This is a genomic window from Sphingomonas phyllosphaerae, assembly GCF_036946485.1.
GTDB lineage: Bacteria > Pseudomonadota > Alphaproteobacteria > Sphingomonadales > Sphingomonadaceae > Sphingomonas > Sphingomonas phyllosphaerae_E.
In genome coordinates, this window is sequence record NZ_JAQIJA010000005.1 from 218,461 (window position 1) to 238,728 (window position 20,268).

Annotated in this window: 21 protein-coding genes; 16 read left to right on the forward strand and 5 right to left on the reverse strand. The window is 68.6% G+C overall.

What is annotated here, in order from left to right; genetic code table 11:
* Positions 1 to 78 precede the first annotated feature (78 nt).
* The 12 genes from PGN16_RS09550 to PGN16_RS09605 all read left to right on the forward strand — a co-directional run bounded on the left by PGN16_RS09550 (position 79) and on the right by PGN16_RS09605 (position 12,884).
* Entirely contained in the window at positions 79 to 327 is a 249-nt protein-coding gene (locus tag PGN16_RS09550) for a type II toxin-antitoxin system ParD family antitoxin (RefSeq protein ID WP_335309173.1), read from the forward strand.
* Positions 324 to 608: a type II toxin-antitoxin system RelE/ParE family toxin gene (locus tag PGN16_RS09555; protein WP_335309174.1), complete on the forward strand. Its 285-nt coding sequence runs from the start codon at positions 324 to 326 to the stop codon at positions 606 to 608. The genes PGN16_RS09550 and PGN16_RS09555 overlap by 4 nt, the downstream gene beginning before the upstream one ends.
* Positions 609 to 671: 63 nt before the next feature.
* Entirely contained in the window at positions 672 to 1,565 is an 894-nt protein-coding gene (gene ku, locus PGN16_RS09560; RefSeq protein ID WP_335309175.1) for a non-homologous end joining protein Ku, read from the forward strand.
* A gap of 27 nt (positions 1,566 to 1,592) precedes the next feature.
* A complete protein-coding gene (gene ligD, locus PGN16_RS09565) occupies positions 1,593 to 4,031 on the forward strand; it encodes a DNA ligase D (protein WP_335309176.1) in 2,439 nt (812 codons plus the stop codon).
* A 73-nt stretch (positions 4,032 to 4,104) separates the two neighbouring features.
* Positions 4,105 to 6,576 carry a circularly permuted type 2 ATP-grasp protein gene (locus PGN16_RS09570; RefSeq protein WP_335309177.1) on the forward strand — a complete coding sequence of 824 codons (2,472 nt, stop codon included), beginning with the start codon at positions 4,105 to 4,107 and terminating at the stop codon, positions 6,574 to 6,576.
* Positions 6,577 to 6,740: 164 nt separating this feature from the next.
* The gene (locus PGN16_RS09575; RefSeq protein WP_335309178.1) at positions 6,741 to 7,640 is read left to right on the forward strand and encodes a transglutaminase family protein; all 900 of its coding nucleotides are present in this window, start codon (positions 6,741 to 6,743) and stop codon (positions 7,638 to 7,640) included.
* A gap of 60 nt (positions 7,641 to 7,700) precedes the next feature.
* On the forward strand, positions 7,701 to 8,654 hold the full coding sequence (locus PGN16_RS09580; RefSeq protein ID WP_335309179.1) for a DnaJ C-terminal domain-containing protein: 954 nt from the start codon (positions 7,701 to 7,703) through the stop codon (positions 8,652 to 8,654).
* 6 nt (positions 8,655 to 8,660) lie between these two features.
* Positions 8,661 to 9,614 (forward strand): YihY/virulence factor BrkB family protein, encoded by a 954-nt coding sequence (locus tag PGN16_RS09585; RefSeq protein WP_335309180.1) that lies wholly within the window; start codon positions 8,661 to 8,663, stop codon positions 9,612 to 9,614.
* A gap of 13 nt (positions 9,615 to 9,627) precedes the next feature.
* A complete protein-coding gene (fabI, locus tag PGN16_RS09590; RefSeq protein ID WP_335309181.1) occupies positions 9,628 to 10,431 on the forward strand; it encodes an enoyl-ACP reductase FabI in 804 nt (267 codons plus the stop codon).
* 11 nt (positions 10,432 to 10,442) lie between these two features.
* Entirely contained in the window at positions 10,443 to 10,961 is a 519-nt protein-coding gene (locus PGN16_RS09595; RefSeq protein WP_335309182.1) for a GNAT family N-acetyltransferase, read from the forward strand.
* 55 nt (positions 10,962 to 11,016) lie between these two features.
* Positions 11,017 to 11,337 (forward strand): hypothetical protein, encoded by a 321-nt coding sequence (locus PGN16_RS09600; RefSeq protein WP_335309183.1) that lies wholly within the window; start codon positions 11,017 to 11,019, stop codon positions 11,335 to 11,337.
* On the forward strand, positions 11,334 to 12,884 hold the full coding sequence (locus tag PGN16_RS09605; protein ID WP_335309184.1) for a methyl-accepting chemotaxis protein: 1,551 nt from the start codon (positions 11,334 to 11,336) through the stop codon (positions 12,882 to 12,884). Before PGN16_RS09600 ends, PGN16_RS09605 begins: the two co-directional genes overlap by 4 nt.
* Positions 12,885 to 12,961: 77 nt before the next feature.
* Here PGN16_RS09605 and PGN16_RS09610 read toward each other — a convergent pair whose 3' ends face one another.
* The 5 genes from PGN16_RS09610 to PGN16_RS09630 all read right to left on the reverse strand — a co-directional run bounded on the left by PGN16_RS09610 (position 12,962) and on the right by PGN16_RS09630 (position 17,290).
* Positions 12,962 to 13,366, reverse strand: a complete 405-nt coding sequence (locus tag PGN16_RS09610) for a reverse transcriptase-like protein (protein ID WP_335309185.1) — start codon at positions 13,364 to 13,366, stop codon at positions 12,962 to 12,964.
* Complete coding sequence (locus PGN16_RS09615; RefSeq protein WP_335309186.1) at positions 13,363 to 13,902, reverse strand: pseudouridine synthase; 540 nt, start codon at positions 13,900 to 13,902, stop codon at positions 13,363 to 13,365. Before PGN16_RS09615 ends, PGN16_RS09610 begins: the two co-directional genes overlap by 4 nt.
* A complete protein-coding gene (locus PGN16_RS09620; protein WP_335309187.1) occupies positions 13,899 to 15,512 on the reverse strand; it encodes an NAD(P)/FAD-dependent oxidoreductase in 1,614 nt (537 codons plus the stop codon). Before PGN16_RS09620 ends, PGN16_RS09615 begins: the two co-directional genes overlap by 4 nt.
* A gap of 218 nt (positions 15,513 to 15,730) precedes the next feature.
* Positions 15,731 to 16,747, reverse strand: a complete 1,017-nt coding sequence (locus PGN16_RS09625; protein ID WP_335309188.1) for an LLM class flavin-dependent oxidoreductase — start codon at positions 16,745 to 16,747, stop codon at positions 15,731 to 15,733.
* A gap of 153 nt (positions 16,748 to 16,900) precedes the next feature.
* Positions 16,901 to 17,290 carry a winged helix-turn-helix transcriptional regulator gene (locus PGN16_RS09630; protein WP_335309189.1) on the reverse strand — a complete coding sequence of 130 codons (390 nt, stop codon included), beginning with the start codon at positions 17,288 to 17,290 and terminating at the stop codon, positions 16,901 to 16,903.
* 90 nt (positions 17,291 to 17,380) lie between these two features.
* On the opposite strand from PGN16_RS09630, the gene PGN16_RS09635 reads away from it, so the two are divergent.
* From PGN16_RS09635 to PGN16_RS09650, 4 genes are all read left to right on the forward strand, one after another.
* The gene (locus PGN16_RS09635; protein WP_335309190.1) at positions 17,381 to 18,505 is read left to right on the forward strand and encodes an NADH:flavin oxidoreductase; all 1,125 of its coding nucleotides are present in this window, start codon (positions 17,381 to 17,383) and stop codon (positions 18,503 to 18,505) included.
* 394 nt (positions 18,506 to 18,899) lie between these two features.
* A complete protein-coding gene (locus PGN16_RS09640; RefSeq protein ID WP_335309191.1) occupies positions 18,900 to 19,424 on the forward strand; it encodes a ferritin-like domain-containing protein in 525 nt (174 codons plus the stop codon).
* An 88-nt stretch (positions 19,425 to 19,512) separates the two neighbouring features.
* On the forward strand, positions 19,513 to 19,971 hold the full coding sequence (locus tag PGN16_RS09645; RefSeq protein ID WP_335309192.1) for a hemerythrin domain-containing protein: 459 nt from the start codon (positions 19,513 to 19,515) through the stop codon (positions 19,969 to 19,971).
* A 48-nt stretch (positions 19,972 to 20,019) separates the two neighbouring features.
* A complete protein-coding gene (locus PGN16_RS09650; protein ID WP_335309193.1) occupies positions 20,020 to 20,268 on the forward strand; it encodes a hypothetical protein in 249 nt (82 codons plus the stop codon).

Genomic DNA, 20,268 nt, shown 5'->3' on the forward strand with positions numbered 1-20,268 from the left:
GCTCTTACCCCGACCGCGCGCAAAGGTCATCATTGTCGTGATCGCCGGTATTGATTATTATCACCATGGAGGTGGCAGATGGCGAGCAGCGTGAAATTGGGCGAGCGGCTGGAAAGCTATGTCGACGAACTGGTCCAGAAAGGCCGCTATGGCTCGCGCAGCGAAGTGCTGCGGGAGGGCGTGCGACTGATTCATGAGCGCGAGGCGTGGCTGGAGATGGTGCAGGCACAGGTCGACGAAGCGCGGCTGGACGTCGCCGCGGGGCGTTTCCAAACCGTCTCGGAGCTTCGGGCGGAGATGCGGGACCTGTTCGGCGACCCGCGTTGATCGTCGTTCTGTCACCGCGAAGTAGCAGGAACCTAATCGAGATCGGTCGTTATATCGCGCGCGACGATCCCGACCGCGCAGCGAGGTTCGTCGCGGAACTGCTAAGCGCCTGTGACGATCTGTCGACGTTCCCGCGTGCCTATCCCGCCGATCCACGCTTTGGACCTGCGGCACGTCGCCGCACGTTGGGCAATTACCACATCATTTACGATGTCCTTGACGACCGGGTCGTCGTGCTCACGATCGTTCACGCCGCGCGCGACCCCGACGCGATGCTCTGACGAACAGCGGAACCCTGCCCTCTCCGAAGGATTGAATCGCCCTCGCAACGAGAGGCTGATCCGATGGCGGCGCGCGCATACTGGCAGGGGCAGATCCGGTTGGCGCTGGTGTCGATCCCGGTCGAAATCTACTCCGCCACCAAATCCGGGGCGCAGGTCGCCTTTCACCAGATCCACGAACCCACCGGACAGCGGATCAAATATGAGAAGGTCGCGCCAGGCGTCGGCCCGATCGACACCGACGAGATCATGAAGGGATTCGAGATCGAGAAGGGCGAGTACGTCCTGCTCGAACAGGACGAAATCGATGCGGTCAAGCTCGAGTCGAAGAAGACGCTGGAGCTGACGCAGTTCGTCGACGCGCACGAAATCGACGTGCTGTATTACGAGAAGCCCTACTTCGTCGTGCCCGCCGACGATCTCGCCGAGGAAGCGTTCATCGTGCTGCGCGAGGCGCTGCGGCGGACGAAGAAGGTCGGCCTGGGCCAACTGGCGATGCGTGGACGCGAATATGTCGTCAGCCTGAAGCCGTGCGGGCGCGGCATGATCCTGGAGACGTTGCGCTACGCCGACGAGGTGCACCGCGCGCAGGGCTATTTCCGCGACATCCCCGACGACAAGCCCGATGCCGAATTGCTCGATCTGGCCGAGGCGCTGATCGAGAAGAAGGCCGCCGCCTTCGATCCGGCCGAGTTCCACGACCGCTATGTCGATGCGCTGAAAGACCTGATCGAGCGCAAGCGCAAGGCGAAGGGCCGCAAGATCATCGAGGACAAGGGTGACGATGGCGCGCGTTCCGGCTCGAACGTCGTCGACCTGATGGCGGCGCTCAAGAAGTCCATGGAGGGCAAGGGCGACGCCGCGGAGAAGAAGACAGCGACGCGCAAGCCTGCCGCCCGCAAGCCGGCGGCGAAGGCGTCGACCAGCAAGGCATCGACGGCGAAGAAACGTGCTTGAGCCGCACGGCCCTGACAGGAGGATTGGATGACGACCGATCCGCTCGCCTCCTACAACGCCAAGCGCGACTTCGCGAAGACCGCCGAGCCGGCCGGGACGCTCGCGCCGGGCAAGGGTAACAGCTTCATCGTCCAGAAGCATGACGCGACACGGCTGCACTGGGACTTCCGGCTCGAGGTCGACGGCGTCCTGAAAAGCTGGGCGGTGACGCGCGGCCCCAGCCTCGACCCGAACGAGAAACGCCTCGCGGTCCGCACCGAGGATCACCCGCTCTCCTATGCGACGTTCGAGGGCACAATTCCGGCGGGCGAATATGGCGGCGGGACGGTGATGTTGTGGGACCGCGGCACCTGGTCGCCGGTCAAGGGCAAGAGCGCCGCCGACATCGACAAGGGCCACCTCCACTTCATCCTCGACGGCGAGCGGATGAAGGGCGAATGGCTGCTGATCCGGCTACGCCCGCGCGGCAAGGAGAAGCGCGAGAACTGGCTGTTGCGCAAGATCGAGGATGCCGAAGCCGGCGGCACCGACACGCTGGTCGAAACCGCGCTGACCAGCGTCGCGACCGGCCGGACGATGCAGGAAATCGCCGAGGGGAAGAAAGCGAAGCCCGCCCCGCGCGCGGGCAGTCGCCCGAAGCCAGCGCCGGCGAGGAAGCGCAGCGCCGCCAAGGCACCCGCCTTTGAACCGCCGCAGCTCTGCACGCTGGTCGATCACGTGCCGACCGGCGGCGAATGGATCCATGAGGTCAAATACGACGGCTATCGCGCGCTGGTCGCGATCGGGGGCGGCACGGCGAAGGTCTATACGCGCAGCGGGCTCGACTGGACCGACAAGTTCGCGGGGATTGCCGAAGCCGCCGCCGCGCTTCCGGCGGCGACAGCGCTGATCGACGGCGAAATCGTCGCGTTCAAGGACGGCAAGCCCGATTTTTCGACGCTAAAGGACGCGATCGGCACGGGTCGCGCGATGACGCTATTCGCGTTCGATCTGCTCGAACTCGATGGCGAAGATTTGCGCGACCAGTCCAATGTCGCGCGCAAGGAACGGCTGCGCGCGCTGGTCGGCGATGGCGAGGAGCGACTGCGCTTCGCCGAGCATATCACCGGTTCCGGCGAGCAATTGTTCGAGACGATGTGCCGCGAAGGCTATGAAGGCGTCGTCTCCAAGCGCGCCGATGCGCCCTACCGGGGGCGGCGCACCCAGGCGTGGCTGAAGATCAAGTGCATCCGGCGGCAGGAATTCGTGATCGTCGGCTGGTTGCCGTCGACCAAGTCGCGCGGGCTGCGGTCGCTGCTGCTCGGCGTGCATGACGGGGACACGCTGCGCTATGCCGGCAAGGTCGGCACCGGGTTCGACGCCGCGATCATCGACGAGTTGCGGACGCGCCTCGACAGACTGGCGCGCAAGACCGCCACCGTCGAAGCGCCGCGCGCCGCAGTGAAAGGCGCGCATTGGGTCAAGCCAGAATTGGTGGCCGAGGTCGCCTTCGCCGAGACGACGCCCGATGCCGTCTTGCGCCATTCCAGCTTTATCGGGCTGCGCGGCGACAAGCCCGCGAAGGAAGTCGTCGCCGAACGGCCCGCCCCGACACCCAAGGTCGACTCGCGAATCAAGATCACCAACCGCGACCGCGTGATCTTTCCGGAGAGCGACGTCACCAAGGGGCAGCTTGCCGATTATTACGCCGCGGTCGCGGGGATCATGCTGCCCTGGGCCGGGCACCGGCCGGTCAGCCTCGTGCGCTGCCCGCAAGGTCGCGCACGGCAATGCTTTTTCCAGAAGCACGACGCGGGGTCGTTCGGCGACGCCGTGCATCAGGTGCCGATCCGCGAGAAGGACGGCAGCACCGAAAACTACCTCTATGTCGACGATGCCGACGGGCTGGTCGCCTGCGTGCAGATGGGGACGATCGAGTTCCATGGCTGGGGATCGCGCGTCGATGCGCTCGAATACCCCGACCGGATGGTGTTCGACCTCGACCCCGACGAAGGGCTCGGCTTCGAGGAAACCAAGCGGGCGGCGGTGCACCTCAAGGAACAGCTCGCCGAACTGGGGCTGGTCAGCTTCCCGCTATTGTCGGGCGGCAAGGGGGTGCATGTCGTCGTGCCGCTGACCCCCAAGGCGGAATGGCCGGCGGTGCGAGACTTCGCCGAGCGGTTCGCGCGTGCGCTGGCCCATGCCGACCCGGAGCGGTTCGTAGCGGTGATGAGCAAGGCCAAGCGCAAGGGGCGGATTTTCATCGACTATCTGCGCAACCAGCGCGGCGCGACCGCGATCATGCCCTATGCCGCCCGCGCGCGGGCCGGGGCGCCGGTCGCGGCCCCCGTGTCGTGGACCGAGCTACGCGATCTCGACAGCGCGGCGCACTGGCATGTCGGCGATGCCGAGGCGCTGATCGCGCGCGCCAACGGGCGGTCGCTCAAGGGCTGGGGCGTCGCCGATCAGGTGTTACCCGACCTTTGAGGTCGCCGGGGCGATTCCGATTGCTTAACCCGATTGCGGCATTAGGGTCCGCCCCGGTTGGCTGAAGGAGGAAATGCTGGCCACGCAGCCCCTCTTCGACAACAGCACCCTCGCCCGCCGCCGGTTCGACGACTATGCCGGGACGCCGTCGGACACGATGCGCGCCGGTGCCGCCGCACCGTGGCTGGCGGTGCTGGAGGAATTGTCCGCGGTCGCGGGTGACGATCTCGGCCATGCGCGCGAGCGGGTGCAGCGGCACGCGATCGACATCGGCACCGGTTTCCGCATCATCGGCGAGGACAGCGAGCGGCCGTGGCCGGTCAGCCCCGTCCCGCTGCTGATCGAGGCGCAGGAATGGGCGCGGATCGAGCGCGGGATCGTCCAGCGCGCCGATCTGTTCGAAACGATCCTACGCGATCTCTATGGCCCGTCCAAGCTGGTGGAGCGCGGGCATTTTCCCGCGACGCTCGTCACCGGCAGCCCGTTCTTCCTGCGGCCTTTGGTCGGGCTCGCGCCGCCGGGCGGGCACCATCTGCATTTCGTCGCGATCGATCTCGGGCGCAGCCCGTCGGGCGAGTGGCGGGTGCTTGCCGACCATCTGCGCGCGCCGACCGGGGCGGGCTATGCGCTGGAAAACCGGCTGGCGGTCAGCCGCACGCTGGGCGGGTTGCAGGCGCGGCTCAACGTGCGTCGGCACGCGCCATTTTTCGCCGCCTTTCGTGAGGGGTTGGCCGCTGCGTGCCGGCGCAGCGATCCGCGCATCGGGCTGCTGACGCCGGGGCGCTACAATCCCAGCTACCCCGAACAGGCGCATCTGGCGCGCTATCTGGGGCTGTTGCTGGTCGAGGGCGACGACCTCGCCGCGCTGGAAGACCGGCTCTACGTCCGCACGATCGCAGGGCTGAAGCGCGTGGACGCGTTGTGGCGGCGGCTCGACCCGCGGCTGCTCGACCCGCTGGCGTTCGATTCGCATTCGCGGATCGGGGTGCCGGGGCTGATCGACGTCTGGGCGCAGGGCAATGTCGTGCTCGCCAATGCGCCCGGCGCGGGCGTGCTGGAAAGCCCTGCGTTCGGGGCGTTTTTGCCGCAGCTCAGCACGCGGCTGACCGGCGCGGACCTGATCCTGCCCAATATCGCGACCTGGTGGTGCGGGCAGCCGCGCGAGGCAGCGCATGTCGCGGGCGAGTTCGGGTCGATGCTGCTGTCACCGGCGTTCGGCGCGCGGACGCTGGGGCTGCCCGGCGACGCGCCTGTGGCGGGGGCGGACCTGACGGCCGAGCAGCGCGCGGCGTTCCTCGACGATCTCACGCGGCGGCCGCAGGATTATGTCGGGCAGGAAATCGTCCGGCTTTCGACGATGCCGGTGATCATCGAGGACCGGCTGGAGCCGCGTCCGTTCACCTTGCGGGTGTTCGCGGCGCGCGATGCGCACGGAAACTGGCAGGTTTTGCCGGGCGGGTTCGCACGGATCGGCGAACATCCCGACCCACGGGCGGCAGTTCTGGGCGAAGGAACATGGTCGGCGGACGTCTGCGTGCACGGCGCGGAGCCGGTTTCGCCGGTTTCGTTGCTGCCCGCACCCGATTCGCTGCACGTCCGGCGCAATCCGGGCACGTTGCCGAGCCGCGTTGCGGACAACTTCTTCTGGCTCGGGCGCTATCTGGAACGCGGCGAGGCGCTGCTGGCGGCGATCCGGGTCATGCTCGGCCATTCGATTGACGCCGACACCGGCGCGGCCCCCGACGACGCGACGATCGCCAAGCTGGTCGCCGAAATCGTCGACAGCGGCGCGGCCCCGGCCCCGACCGGCTTCCGCCGCGCCGAGCTGATCGCGTTCGCGCGCACCGCGATGGAGGCGCGCGACGGCGGGTGGCAGTCGGTGGCGGCGATCAACGCCCATGCGCAGCGGATCGCGGGCGGATCGCGCGACCGGCTGTCGGTCGACATGGTGCGGCTGCTCGACGCGCCCTTCCCCACCCACCGCGGGATGCTCGACCGCGCCGGCTCGCTCCAGCGCCGCTATGCCGCGATCGCCGGGCTGTCCGCGGAGCATATGGGGCGGACCGCGGCGTGGCGGTTCCACGATCTCGGACGACGGATCGAGCGCGCGCGGGCGATCACGCGCGCGGCGCGGATCTTCGGGATGAGCGGCGCGTCGGCGGGCGACCTGTCGACCTTGCTCGATCTCGCCGACAGCCAGATCAGCTATCGCCAGCGCTACCTGACCGGGATCGCGCGGGTGCCGGTGGTCGATTTGACCGTGCTCGATCCGGGCAATCCGCGCGCGCTGGCGTTTCAGGTCGAGCGGATCCGCGAGCATCTCGCCGCGCTGCCGGTGCTCGACGACGATGGCATGGCCGAGCCGCAGCAGATCGAGGCGACCGAGTTGCACGCGTTGGTCGCCCCGGCGCAGGCGGCGCTGCTCGATCCGGAGACGCTGGCCGAGGTGGAGCACCGGCTGTTCCGGCTGTCCGAGGCGATCGCGCGGCGGTATTTCCTGCAAGGCGCGGAGCCGTTGCGGGCGAGTGGGTTGACGTTGGCGTGAGGCCGGTCGTTCTTTCGGCCACGCCCGTTCGCCCTGAGGAGGGGCTGAGCCTGTCGAAGCCTCGTCTCGAAGGGTGCGCGCCTCAAGGTGCTTCGAGACGGCATTTCGACAGGCTCAATGCCTCCTCAGCACGAACGGGGATTGGGACGGGACACGCCTGACCGATGCGCTATGACATCCGCCACATCACCCGCTTCGATTATGGCAATGCGGTCAAGTTCGCGCGCTGCAACCTGCGGTTGAAGCCGATCGACTGGCCGGGGCAGAAGCTGGAGCAATATGCCCTCCACGTCGCGCCGTCCGGGCGGACGACCGAGGCGCACGCCGAGGCGGGGCTGGCGCATGTCACGCGGCTGGTGGTCGACGAGCGCGTCCGGCGGCTGACGATCGAGAGCGTCGCGCGGCTGACCGTCGACCGGCTGGTGCCGGTGCCCGACGCCGGCGACCCGACGATCGCCGAGGTCTGCGCGCTGGCCCGCGCGTCGGGCGACGTGTCGGCGGCGGGGCCGGCGGCGTATCTGTTTCCCTCCCCGCTGATCCCGCTCGACCGCGCGATCGCGGAATATTGCGCCCCCGACCTGTCGCCCGACCGCAACGTATTGGAGGCCGGGATCGCGCTGGCGCGGCGCATCCAGCGCGACTTCGCGTTCGATCCCGCCGCGACGCTGGTCGACACGCCGCCGCACGAGGCGTTCGCCAAGCGCAGCGGCGTCTGTCAGGATTTCGCGCAGATCATGCTCACCGGGTTGCGCGCGGCCGGGCTGCCCGCCGCTTACGCCTCGGGCTATATCCGCACCATCCCGCCGCCCGGTCAGGAGCGGCTGGTCGGCGCGGATGCGACGCACGCCTGGGTGCTGATCTGGTGCGGGCCGGTGCGCGGCTGGGTCGGGGTCGATCCGACCAACGGCATCTGGATGGCGGGCGATCATATCGTGGTCGCGATCGGGCGCGACTATGCCGAGATCGCACCGGTCGACGGCGTGGTGCTGGGATCGGGCGCGCAGGCGATGGAGGTCAGCGTCGACGTCGCGCCAATTGCGGAGCCGATCGGAGAGCCCGCGTAACGATTGCGCTTCGCGCATCCCTGCCCCACATAGGCGAGTAACACACCAACCGGGGACGACATGGCCGATCCATATGCGACGCTGGGCGTGGCGCGCGGCGCCAGCGAGGCGGACATCAAGAAAGCGTATCGCAAGCTCGCCAAGGAGCTGCATCCCGACCGCAACCGCGACAATCCCAAGGCGGCGGAGAAGTTCGGGCAGGTCACCAGCGCCTATGACCTGCTGACCGACAAGGACAAGCGCGCGCGCTTCGACCGCGGCGAGATCGACGGCGACGGCAACCCGACCGCGCCGTTCGGCTTCGGCGCGGGCGGGCGCGGGCAGGCCGGCAACGGCGGCTTCCGGCCTGAGGGCTTCGACATGAGCGGGATGGGCGGCGGTGCCGGCGGCCCGGACATGAGCGACATCTTCGAGGGACTGTTCGGCGGCGGCCGCGCCCGCGGCGGCGGTGGCGGCGGGTTCGCCAGCGGGTTCGGCCGGCGGCAGCCGCCGCCGAAGGGCGGCAACGTCGCCTATTCGCTGCGCGTGCCGTTCACCGATGCCGCGACGCTCGCGCCGCAGCGGGTGACGCTGGCGAGCGGCAGCACCATCGACCTCAAGCTGCCGGCCGGGGTCGAGACCGGTACGCAGATGCGGCTCGCCGGCAAGGGCGACGAGGGGCCGGGTGGCCCCGGCGACGCGATCGTGACGATCGAGGTCCAGCCGCATCGTTTCTTCACGCGCGACGGCGACGACGTGCGCCTCGACCTGCCGATCACGCTGAAGGAAGCGGTCGAGGGCGGCAAGGTGAAGTGTCCGACGGTCGACAAGCCGGTGATGATCACGGTGCCGACCGGGGCAACCTCCGGCAAGACATTGCGTTTGAAGGGAAAAGGCTTTCACCGCAAAGGTGGCGAGCGCGGCGATCAGCTGGTGACGCTGATCGTCGACGTGCCCGCCGACGATGCGGCGCTGAAGGCGTTCGTCGCCGGCTGGGACGGCGGCGGGAACCCGCGCGCGGCGATGGGCGTCTGATCGTGCGTGACCGACGCCCCGCTATCGCTGACGCCTGAGGACCGCGGGCGCCAACACGGCGCCGCGCGTCGCCGGCTCGACCGCCAGCTCGCGCATCTTCGCCCCGGCGCCTATGCATGGGAGGTGTTCAAGCGCGCGGCGATCGGGGTGTGGACCGACGGGTTCATCTACGCCGGCAACCTCGCCTATCTCGCGCTGATGACGGTCTTTCCGTTCTTCATCGTCGCCGCCGCGGTGGCGTCGCTGTTCGGGCAGAGCGACGAGGTGCAGCACGGCCTCGCCAGCTTCCTGTCGGTGCTGCCGCACGACGTCGCGGAGGTGTTGCGGACGCCGATCGCCAATGTGTTGCAGGCGCGGACCGGGCCGTTGCTCTGGTTCGGCGCGCTGGTCGGGCTGTGGACGGTCGGCAGCTTCGCCGAGACGATCCGCGACATCTTCCGCAAGGCCTATGGCACGCGCTCGTCGCAATCCTTGTGGCGTGCCCGGCTGGGGCTGAGCATCGCGATCATCGCCTCGGTGGTGATCGCGCTGCTGGCGTTTCTGGTGCAGGGCATCCTTACCGCCGCCGAGCAATTCATCTATCGCCTGCTGCCGGTCGCGCAGCACGTCGCCGAATGGCTCAACATCGCGCGGCTGGTGCCGGCGGCGATCATGTTCGGTGCGCTCTACATGCTGTTCTATTCGGTGACGCCGGGCAAATACCGGCGCAGCGACGCGCGCAAATGGCCCGGCGCGCTGTTCACGACCCTGTGGTGGGTGAGCATGACCGCGGGGCTGCCCTGGGCATTGTCGCAGCTCGGCGGCTATGACCTGACCTATGGCAGCCTGGCGGGAGTGGTGGTCATGCTGTTGTTCTTCTATCTGATCGGGCTGGGACTGGTCTTCGGCGCGCACCTCAACGCGGCACTGGCGGAGCCGCCCGAACCGGTTGTAGAGGGGACCGGACAGGGTGAATCATAATGCAGGTACACGCGTGAACGGATTGATGGCGGGCAAGCGCGGGCTCATCATGGGGCTGGCCAACGACAAGTCGCTGGCCTGGGGGATTGCCAAGAAGCTAAGCGAGGCCGGCGCGGAACTCGCCTTTTCCTATCAGGGCGCGGCGATGGAGAAGCGCGTCCGCCCGCTCGCCGAGCAACTGGGGGTCGCACGGCTGTTCGATTGCGACGTGTCGGACATGGAGGCGCTCGACGCAACCTTCGCGGCGCTGGCCGAGGAATGGCCGACGATCGACTTCGTGGTCCATGCGATCGGCTTTTCGGACAAGTCGCAGCTGCGCGGGCGCTATTACGACACGACGCTCGACAATTTCCTCATGACGATGAACATTTCGGCCTATTCGCTGGTCGCGGTGGCGCAGCGCGCGCGGCGGATGATGCCCGAGGGCGGGTCGATCCTGACGCTGACCTATTACGGCGCGGAAAAGGTGATCCCGCACTACAACGTGATGGGCGTGGCCAAGGCGGCGCTGGAGACGAGCGTGAAGTATCTCGCGGTCGATCTCGGTCCCGACAACATCCGCATCAATGCGATCTCGGCCGGGCCGATCCAGACGCTGGCGGCGCGCGGGATCGGCGACTTCAATTACATCCTCAAGTGGAACGAGCTGAATTCGCCGCTGCGCCGCACCGTCACGATCGAGGATGTCGGCGGCGCGGGGCTGTACATGCTGTCCGACCTGGCGAGCGGCGTGACCGGTGAGATCCACCATGTCGACGCCGGCTATAACGTGATCGGCATGAAGGCCGAGGACGCGCCGGACATCGCGCTGGCATAAGGACGACGGGCGTGACGATCGCGATCCGTCCGGCGGCGGGCGGCGATGTCGCCGCGATCGACGCGCTGCTCCGCGAGGTCTTCCCGCGCGCCGACGAGGCCGATCTGGTGCGGCAATTGTGCGTCGACGGCGACATGGTGCTGATGATGGTCGCGGTCGATGAGGACAGCGGCGCGCTGGCCGGAACGGTGGCATTCAGCCGGATGGCGGTCGAGGTCGGCGGCAAGGCGATCGCCGCGGTGGCGCTCGCACCGGTCGCGGTCGCGGAAGGCTATCGCCGGCAGGGTGTCGCCGAGGCGTTGATCCAGGCCGGGATCGAGCGGATCGAGGCGGCGCGGATCGTGCTGTGCTTCGTATTGGGCGAGCCGGGTTTCTACGAGCGGTTCGGCTTCCACGCCGATTATGCGAAGAATTTCGCCTCGCCTTATGCGGGCGAGTATCTGATGGCCTTGCCGGTGCAGGGCGGTTTGATGCCGTGCGGCGCGCGCGGCGCTGCGACCCACGCGGCCGCGTTCGCACGGCTCGGCTGAGCGCGGATTCCGCGTCGATTACACTCCGTTAAGCACCAAATCTTACAAGGCACGGATGGATCACCCTTCCGACCGGCTCTTCCTCGCTGCGCAGGTGACGGCCGGCATCACCGCGCTGGCGGTCATGAGCCTGTACCCGCCCGCCGAGGGGCGCATCCTGCTGGTTCCGGTCATGGAGCGCGACGTCAACGCCACCGCGCGGCTGGCGCTGGCCTCCGGCGCTGCGCTGCTCGGCGAAGGGCCGCTGCGCGGGTCGCTGGTGGTGATCGGGAGCCGCGCGCGGATCGCGGCGCACAGCCGTCCGTGGCGCATGCTGATGCTGGCCGCCCCGCCCGCCGGATGCGGCTCCGCCCCGATACGGGCGCGTGTCGCATGACCGGGCAGAGCGATCCGCTCGACCGGATGCGCATCTATGGCGTGAAGGGTTGGGCCTGGGGCGGCTGGATCGTGCTCGCCGGACTGTGCATGGGGGACCTGCTGATCGGCGGGGGCAAGCTGCCGGTGGTGCTGGCGATCGGGCTGCTCGCCAATATCGGGCCGACCGCGATGATGGTGGTCGGGCGGCACGACGCCGCGGCGCGCGCGACGATGGGCGTGCTGGCGACGGTGCTGCCGGCGCTGCTGGTGTTCATCCTGCAAGGGCGCGCGTGGCAGATGGACGCGCACATGTATTTCTTCGTCGCGATGGCGGCGTTGCTGGTGCTCGCCGACTGGCGGCCGATCCTGATTTCGACCGGGCTGACCGCGGTGCATCATCTGCTGCTCGAAGGGTTCGCACCCGATTGGGTGTTCGACGGCAACGGCGATCTGACGCGGGTGCTGTTCCATGTCGTCGCGGTCGGGTTGCAGTTCGGTGCGCTGACGGTCGTGACGCTGATGCTGGAGCGGTTGTTCGCCGCGCAGGAGCGCAGCCTGCGCCGCGCGCGTGAGCTGACCGCGATCGCGGAGGAGGGCCGACGCGCAACCGAGAGCGCGCTGGAGCAGGCGCGGCTGGCCGAGGAGCGCGCGGGGCGCGAGCGGCGGCGACGCGAGGAACAGGCGGCGCAGGTCGCGCAGGAGCGGCGCGGCGAGTTGATGATGCTGGCGGGCGAATTCGAACGCTCGGTCACCTCGATCGTCGGCGGGATCGCGCAGGCCAGCGAGCGGCTGGAACAGGCGGCGATCCAGCTCGAAGGCGGCACCACCGCCGCGCGCGGCGACGCGGTATCGGCCGCGACCAGCGCGGGCGAAGCGGCGGCCGACATCGCGCAGGTCGCGGCGTCGATCCGCGACCTCACCCACTCGATTCAGACGATCGCGGTCGCCGCCGAGCGCCAGTCGCACTTGACCGACGGCGTCAGCACCGCCGCCCAGCGCAGCGTGCAGACCGCCGCGATGCTGGAGGAACAGGCGGTGCAGATCGAGGGCTTCCTCGACGACATCCGCCGGATCGCGGCGCAGACCAACCTGCTGGCGCTCAACGCCACGATCGAGGCGTCGCGCGCCGGGGAGGCGGGGCGCGGCTTCGCGGTGGTCGCGGGCGAGGTGAAGGCGCTGTCCGCCGACACCACGCGTGCCAGCGACCGGATCGGCGTGCTGATCGCGGGCATCCGCGAGGGCGTGGCGGAGACGGGCGACAAATTGCGCAGCGTGACGCAGGCGGTCGCCGAAGTGTCCTGCGCGGCGCGCGGGATTGCGGTGGCGGTCGGCGAACAGCGCAGCAGCGCACTGGCGGTCGACGGCGGCGCGGCGCGCGCGGCGACCATGGCGGAGGCGATCGGCGGTGGGATCGGCGCGCTGGTCGAGACGGTCGGCAAGGCCTCGACGCTGTCGGCGACGGTGCGCAACAGCGCGAGTGCGCTGGCGACCAGTGCGCGGGACCTGCACGGGTCGACCAACCGGTTCGTGGCGTTCCTGACCGGCGAGCGGACGACGGCGGAGTAAGGAGGTCATCGTCGCCCCGGACTTGATCCGGGGTCTCGCTTCTTTCTCGGTCGTGCAAGAAGAAGCGGGGGCCCGGGTCAAGCCCGGGACGACGGAAAATGAGGGCTCGGGTGCGGTGGAGCCCAGCGCTGCACCGCCTCCAGCGCGATGCCCGCCAGATTCTGCGTGCGCTTGATGTAGCGGATGCGCAGCCGTCCGGCGGGGCGCGGGAGCGAGTGGAAGCGCTCGTAATGCTCGCGGTACGCTGGCGGACAGCGGATCGCGCCATGCGCCTGCGCGATCACCGCCGCGGCGTCGCCGAGCAGCACCGCCTCGGGCAAGCCGAGATCGTTGGCGAGCGTCAGCGCGGCGATCAGCGCCAGCCACTCGGCCTCCATGCTGCTTCCTTCGCCGAGATTGCGGCGCATGTAGGTCCGCCCGCCTGCGACCAGCGCATATTCCATCCCGGCGGGTGAGTAGCCGCCGTCGAAGAAGATCTTCATGCCCGCCGCCACGCCCCCGGCCCGAGATCGCCGAGCGACCAGTCCCCGACGCGCCAGCGGATCAGCCGCAGCGTCGGGTGGCCGACCGCGGCGGTCATGCGCCGCACCTGCCGATTGCGTCCCTCGCGGATCGTCAGCGCGATCCACGAGTCGGGGATGCTGGCGCGGAAGCGGATCGGCGGCGTGCGGGGCCACACATCTGGGCTCTCCAGCCGCTCGACCTCGGCGGGGCGGGTCATGCCGTCCTTAAGCAGCACGCCGGTGCGCAGCGCCGCCAGTGCGGCCGCGTCGGGGACGCCCTCCACCTGTACCCAATAGGTCTTGGGCAGCTTGAACTTCGGATCGGCGATCCGCGACTGAAGCCGGCCGTCGTCGGTGAGCAGCAACAGCCCCTCGCTGTCGCGGTCGAGCCGGCCGGCGGGGTAGACGCCGGGCACGTCGATGTGATCGGACAGCGTCGCACGCGTCGTCGGGGAGCCGCGATCGGTGAACTGGCTCAGCACGTCATAGGGCTTGTTGAACAGGATCAGTGTCATGCGCGCGCGATCTGCTGCGCCACCGCCTCCGCGACCCGGATGCCGTCGACCGCCGCCGACAGGATGCCGCCGGCATAGCCCGCCCCCTCGCCCGCCGGGTACAGGCCGCGCGTGTTGAGGCTCTGCATGTCCTCGCCGCGCGTGAAGCGCACTGGCGAGGAGGTGCGCGTCTCGACCCCGGTCATCACGACATCGGGATGGTCGTAGCCCTTGATCTGGCGGCCGAACACCGGGATCGCCTCGCGCATCGCCGCAATCGCGAAGTCGGGCAGCACTTCGGCGAGGTCGGTGGGGGTGACGCCGGGCTTGTACGACGGGACGACGCTGCCGAGCGTCGTCGAGGCACGGCCGGCGAGAAAGTCGCCGACGCGTTGTGCAGGAGCGTGATAGGTCGAGCCGCCCGCGACGAAGGCCTTCGCCTCGATCTCACGCTGCAGCGCGAGCCCGGCGAGCGGGTCGCCGGGATAGTCGCGCTCCGGGTCGATCGCGACGACGAAGCCGGAATTGGCGTTGCGCTCGTTGCGCGAATATTGGCTCATGCCGTTGGTGGCGACGCGGCCTTCCTCGCTGGTCGCGGCGACCACAGTGCCGCCGGGGCACATGCAGAAACTGTAGACGGTCCGCCCGTTCGAGCAGTGATGCGAGATGTGATATTCGGCCGCGCCGAGGATCGGATGCCCGGCGTCGGGGCCGAAGCGCGCGCGGTCGATCCACGATTGCGGATGCTCGATGCGGACGCCGATCGAGAAGGGTTTGGCCTCGGCATGGACGCCGGCCTCGACCAGCATCCCGAACGTGTCGCGCGCGCTGTGGCCGATCGCCATCACGACATGCTCGGCCGCCAGATAGCCGCCGTCGTGGAGGTGCAGGCCCTTGATGCGGCGTGCTCCCGCCGTTTCCTCGACATCGAAGCCGGTGACGCGGGTCGAGAAGCGGTATTCGCCGCCGAGTTCCTCGATCGTCGCGCGCATGCTCTCGACCATCGTCACCAATCGGAAGGTGCCGATATGCGGATGCGCCTCGGTGAGGATTTCCTCGGGCGCGCCGGCCTTGACGAATTCGGTCAGCACCTTGCGGTTGAGGTGGCGCGGGTCCTTGATGCGGCTGTAGAGCTTGCCGTCCGAGAAGGTCCCTGCCCCGCCCTCTCCGTACTGGACGTTCGATTCGGGGTTGAGGACGCTGCGCCGCCACAGGCCCCAGGTGTCCTTGGTCCGCTCGCGCACCACCTTGCCGCGTTCGAGGATGATCGGGCGGTAGCCGGCCTGGGCGAGGATCAGCGCGGCGAACAGCCCGCACGGGCCGGCGCCGATCACCACCGGGCGCGGCGCGCCGTCTTTGGCGGGCTCCGGCGCGCGGTAGCGGGTGTCGGGGGTGAGCGACACGTCGCGGTCGCGGCGGTTGCGTGCGAGCACCGTGCCCTCGTTCTTCACCGCGACGTCGACGGTGTAGACGAGCTGGATGCGGCCATGTTCGCGTGCATCGTTGCCGCGCCGCGCGACCGTGAAGCGGATCAGGTCGCGCGGGGTGATGCGCAGCCGCTTGACGATCGCGGCGGGCAGCGCCTCGTCGGCATGGTGGAGCGGCAGTTTGAGGTCGGTGATGCGGATCATAAAGGCGGGGCTTTAGCGGGGTTCGCGGGGGGAGGCGAATGTTGTGAATGTTGAGACGAAAGCGGGGGTATGCGTCGGGTCGGCGGCTCGGGAATGAATAGCCGATTGCGGGTGATGTAGGACATCGCCTGCCCCGTCATTGCGAGCGTAGCGCGGCAATCCAGTGCCGGATCAGGACGCCCTGGATTGCTTCGCTACGCTCGCAATGACGGCAGGCCTCACCGCCACCCCAGCGCCGGGGCGACATGGCGGAGGATGTTCTCCAGCATGTGCGCGTTGTAGTCGACGCCGAGCTGGTTGGGGACAGTCAGCAGCAGCGTGTCGGCTTCGGCGATCGCCTCGTCGGCGCGCAGCTGTTCGATCAGCCGCTCGGGCTCGGCGGCATAGGAGCGGCCGAACACCGCGCGCATATTGTCGATCACGCCGATCTGGTCGCCGCCACCGTCGCGCCCGAAATAGGCGCGGTCGCGATCGTCGGTCAGTGCGAAGATCGAGCGCGACACCGACACGCGCGGGGTGCGGGTATGGCCCGCCTCGGCCCACGCCTCGCGATAGGCGCGGATCTGCTTGGCCTGCTGGACGTGGAACGGCTCGCCGCTTTCGTCCGCCTTCAAGGTCGAGCTTTGCAGATTCATTCCCATCTGCGCCGCCCAGATTGCGGTCGCGTTCGACGCCGAGCCCCACCAGATCCGCTCGCGCAAGCCTTCGGCGTGCGGCTCGAGGCGGAGCAGCCCGGGCGGGTTGGGGAACATCGGCTGCGGGTTGGGCTTGGCGAAGCCCTCGCCCTGCAACAGCCGCAGGAATAATTCGCTGTGGCGGCGGCCCATGTCGGCGTCGTTCTCCCCGGCGGCGGGGGCGTAGCCGAAATAGCGCCAGCCCTTGATCACCTGCTCGGGCGAGCCGCGGCTGATCCCGAGTTGCAGCCGGCCGCCTGCGATCAGGTCGGCCGCGCCGGCATTCTCGGTCATGTAGAAGGGGTTTTCGTAGCGCATGTCGATCACGCCGGTGCCGATCTCGATCGTGCGCGTCCTCGCGCCGACCGCCGCGAGCAGCGGGAACGGCGAGGCGAGCTGCTGCGCGAAATGGTGGACGCGGTAATAGGCGCCGTCCGCGCCGAGTTCCTCCGCCGCGACCGCGAGGTCGATCGACTGGAGCAGGACGTCGCTGGCCGAGCGGGTGGCGGAGCCGTGTGCGTTCGACCAATGGCCGAAGGAGAGGAAGCCGATCTTTTTCATGGTGAGTCCTTTCCATCCTCCGTTCGCCCTGAGGAGGGGCTGAGCCTGTCGAAGCCCCGTCTCGAAGGGCACGCGCGGAGCGGTGCTTCGAGACGGCATTTCGACAAGCTCAATGCCTCCTCAGCACGAACGGGAGGGGGCGGGTAAAGGGGGTTACGCCGCCACCTTCTCGTCGAAGCTGCGGCGCGCCTCCTCGACGTGCGGCATGTTCTCGATCGTCCAGCGGTACAGCGCCTTGAACGGCTGGTGGAGCGAGCGGCCGAGCGGGGTGATCGCATATTCGACCGCGACCGGCGACGCCGGGATCACGCGGCGCGAGACCATGCCGTTGCGCTCCAGCCGGCGCAGGCATTGCGTCAGCGCCTTTTGCGTCACGCCCTCCAGATGGCGGCGGATCGCGTTGAAGCGCATCGGGCCGGCGTCGAGCACGGTCAGCACCATCATCGACCATTTGTCGGCAATCTGGTCGAGCAGCGCGCGGCTCGGGCAATCGACCGAGAAATGCTGGCAGACGTGCGGTGGCGGGAGCGTGGCGGTTTCCATCAGTATACCTAGTCGATCGCAGGTGCGTTATTGACCTCAGGTTTCCGATATATACCTGAAGGGCCGCAATCACAAGAAAAGGCGCCGTGGATGTCCTCCGCTTCGGTCGATACGTTGTTCCGTCCCTTCTCGCTCGGCTCGCTCGAGCTGCCCAACCGCATCGTCATGGCGCCGATGACGCGCACGATGGCGCCGGGCGGCGTGGTCGGCGAGGCGAACGCCGCTTACTATCGCCGCCGCGCCGAAGGGGGCGTCGGGCTGATCCTGTCCGAAGGAACGGTGATCGACCGGCCGTCGTCGCGCAACCATCCGGGTATCCCGTTCTTCCATGGCGACGCAGCGCTGGCGGGCTGGAAGGGCGTGATCGACGCGGTGCACGCGGCGGGCGGCAAGATGGGGCCGCAGATCTGGCACACCGGCGCGACCAATGGTCCGCCCGCGGGTGACTGGGCGCCGCCGCAGCCGGTCGAGAGCCCATCGGGCTATAACGCGCCCGCGGAAGCGCGCGGACAGGCGATGAGCGACGAGGATGTCGCCGACACGATCGCCGCCTTCGCGCGCGCGGCGGCGGACGCCAAGGCGCTCGGCTTCGACACGGTCGAGATCCACGGCGCGCACGGCTATCTGATCGACCAGTTCTTCTGGGGCGGCACCAACCAGCGCAACGACACGTATGGCGGCGCGACGATCCGCGAGCGCTCGCGGTTCGCGGGCGAGGTGGTCAAGGCGGTGCGCGCGGCGGTCGGCCCCGACATGCCGGTGATCCTGCGCGTCAGTCAATGGAAGCAGCAGGATTATCGCGCGCGGCTCGCCGAGACGCCGGAGGCGATGACCGACTGGCTGCTGCCGCTGGTCGAGGCGGGCGCGAACGTGCTGCATTGCTCGCAGCGGCGCTTCTGGGAGCCCGAGTTCCCCGAGCTGGACGGCGAGGGCGGGCTCAATTTCGCGGGCTGGGCCAAGAAGCTGACCGGCGCGACGACGATCAGCGTCGGCTCGGTCGGGCTGTCGGGCGAGTTCCTCGCGGCGTTCGGCGGCGAGGGGTCGACCAGCACCGATCTCGACCGGCTGGTGGCGCGGATGGAGCGCGACGAGTTCGACCTGATCGCGGTCGGTCGTGCGCTGATCAGCGACCCGGAATGGGTGGCGAAGGTGCGCGCGGGCGACGCCGCGGGGCTGAAGGGCTTCGAGGCGAGCGCGCTGGCCGAACTGGTGTGAGCCAGGGCCGATCGACAGTCGCTATTCTCGTGACTGACCCGCCATTTGATGGATCGTCAGCCTCCTTCTTTCGTCGCCCCGGACTTGATCCGGGGCCCCACTTCTTCGGCAGCCGCAGCAAAAGCGGGATCCCGGATCAAGTCCGGGATGACGAAGGAGAGGGGAGCGCGGTGAATGTCGATCAACCCTAAGCCTTTATAGTCGTTATCCCGAACCCGATCCGGAATCCCGCTTCCCGCCTCTGCGCAAGGAAGAAGCGGGGCCCCGGATCAGGTCCGGGGCGACGACAAACAGGGTACAGCGATCTGGATCAGGTTGTTTTTGCTCGATTTTTCAGGAACGTCGCCGCCGGGGCACGGGTTCCTTTCCCATCCAGAACGGGAGAAGAACCACGATGCCGACCGATCAGGACACGCTGCGCGAATTGTTCGTGACGGGGCTGCGCAACGCGCATGCCGTCGAGAAACAGGCGCTGTCGATCATGACGCCGCAGGTCGCGCGGCTGGAGCATTATCCGGAGGTCGCCGAGCGGCTGCGGCTGCACATCGACGAGACCAACGGGCAGATCGAGCGACTCGACGAACTGTTGGCGTCGTTCGAGACGAGCGGGTCGGTGCTCAAGGACGCCGCGCTAAGCATGAGCGGCGGGATGGCCGCGATCACGCACACGTTCGCGGGCGACGAGATCGTCAAGAACAGTTTCGCGAACTTCGCGTTCGAGCATTTCGAGATCGCGGCGTACAAGTCGCTGCTGGTGCTCGCCGAGGATGGCGGGTTCGGGCAGGCGATGACCCCGCTGCGCCAGACGCTCGACGAGGAACAGTCGATGGCGCAATGGATCGACGAGGCGCTGCCGACCGTCACGCGCCGCTATGCCGAATTGTACGCGACCGGCGGCAGCAGCCAGGCGAAGGTCTGAGCGATGGCGACGAACACGCGCAGCGGCGTCGCGGTCGCCGCCGGGATTCGCGCTCGGGCTGGCGGCGCACTGGCTGCGCAAGGCGGCGGTGCAGGGCGCGAGCGCGGCAACCGGCGCATGGGACACCGCGCTGGCTGCCGAACATGCCGCCGCGCTGCGCGTGTTCGACCTGATCGAGCAAACCGACACGCACCAGGGCGCGCGGCGCAAGGTGCTGCTGGCGTCGCTCAAATATGCGATCGCGCGGCACGCGTTTCAGGAAGAGAATGTCATCTACACGATGATGCGCGACCACGGGCTGACCGAGGCGGCGGATCACCTCAACCACGATCACGGCTATGTGAAGCAATATTTCTTCGACCTCGGCGAGATGCCGGCGGACAGCCCGGATTGGCTGCCCAAGGTGCAGGAGTTCCGCGCGATGATCGTCGAGCATATGCGCGAGGAGGAGGACGAGCTGTTCCCGCGGCTGCGCGGGGCGCTGTCCGAGGCGCAGAACCGCCATGTCACGGTCGCGATGCATCGCGAGGGCGTCAAGCTGGCGTAGCTGCGTCCGTTTGGCGACCCCGTGCGTAGGGGACGTCTGGAGGATCTCATGACCGACAAGCAACCGATGCAGGCCGATGGCGAGGGCACCGCGCCGCACAATCCCGATGCCAGCGGCGAAGTGGCGAGCCGGCGCGACAGCAGCGGCGAGAGCCAGGGCGGCGCCTATCCCAACCCGCACACCGGCAAGGAAGGCGGCCACTTCAAGGGCGGCCAGTCCGAGCGGGGCTATCACGGCGGCAATCAGGCCGGCGAGGAAAAGGACGGGCCGCAGCCGAACGCGCCATCGACGGAGTGA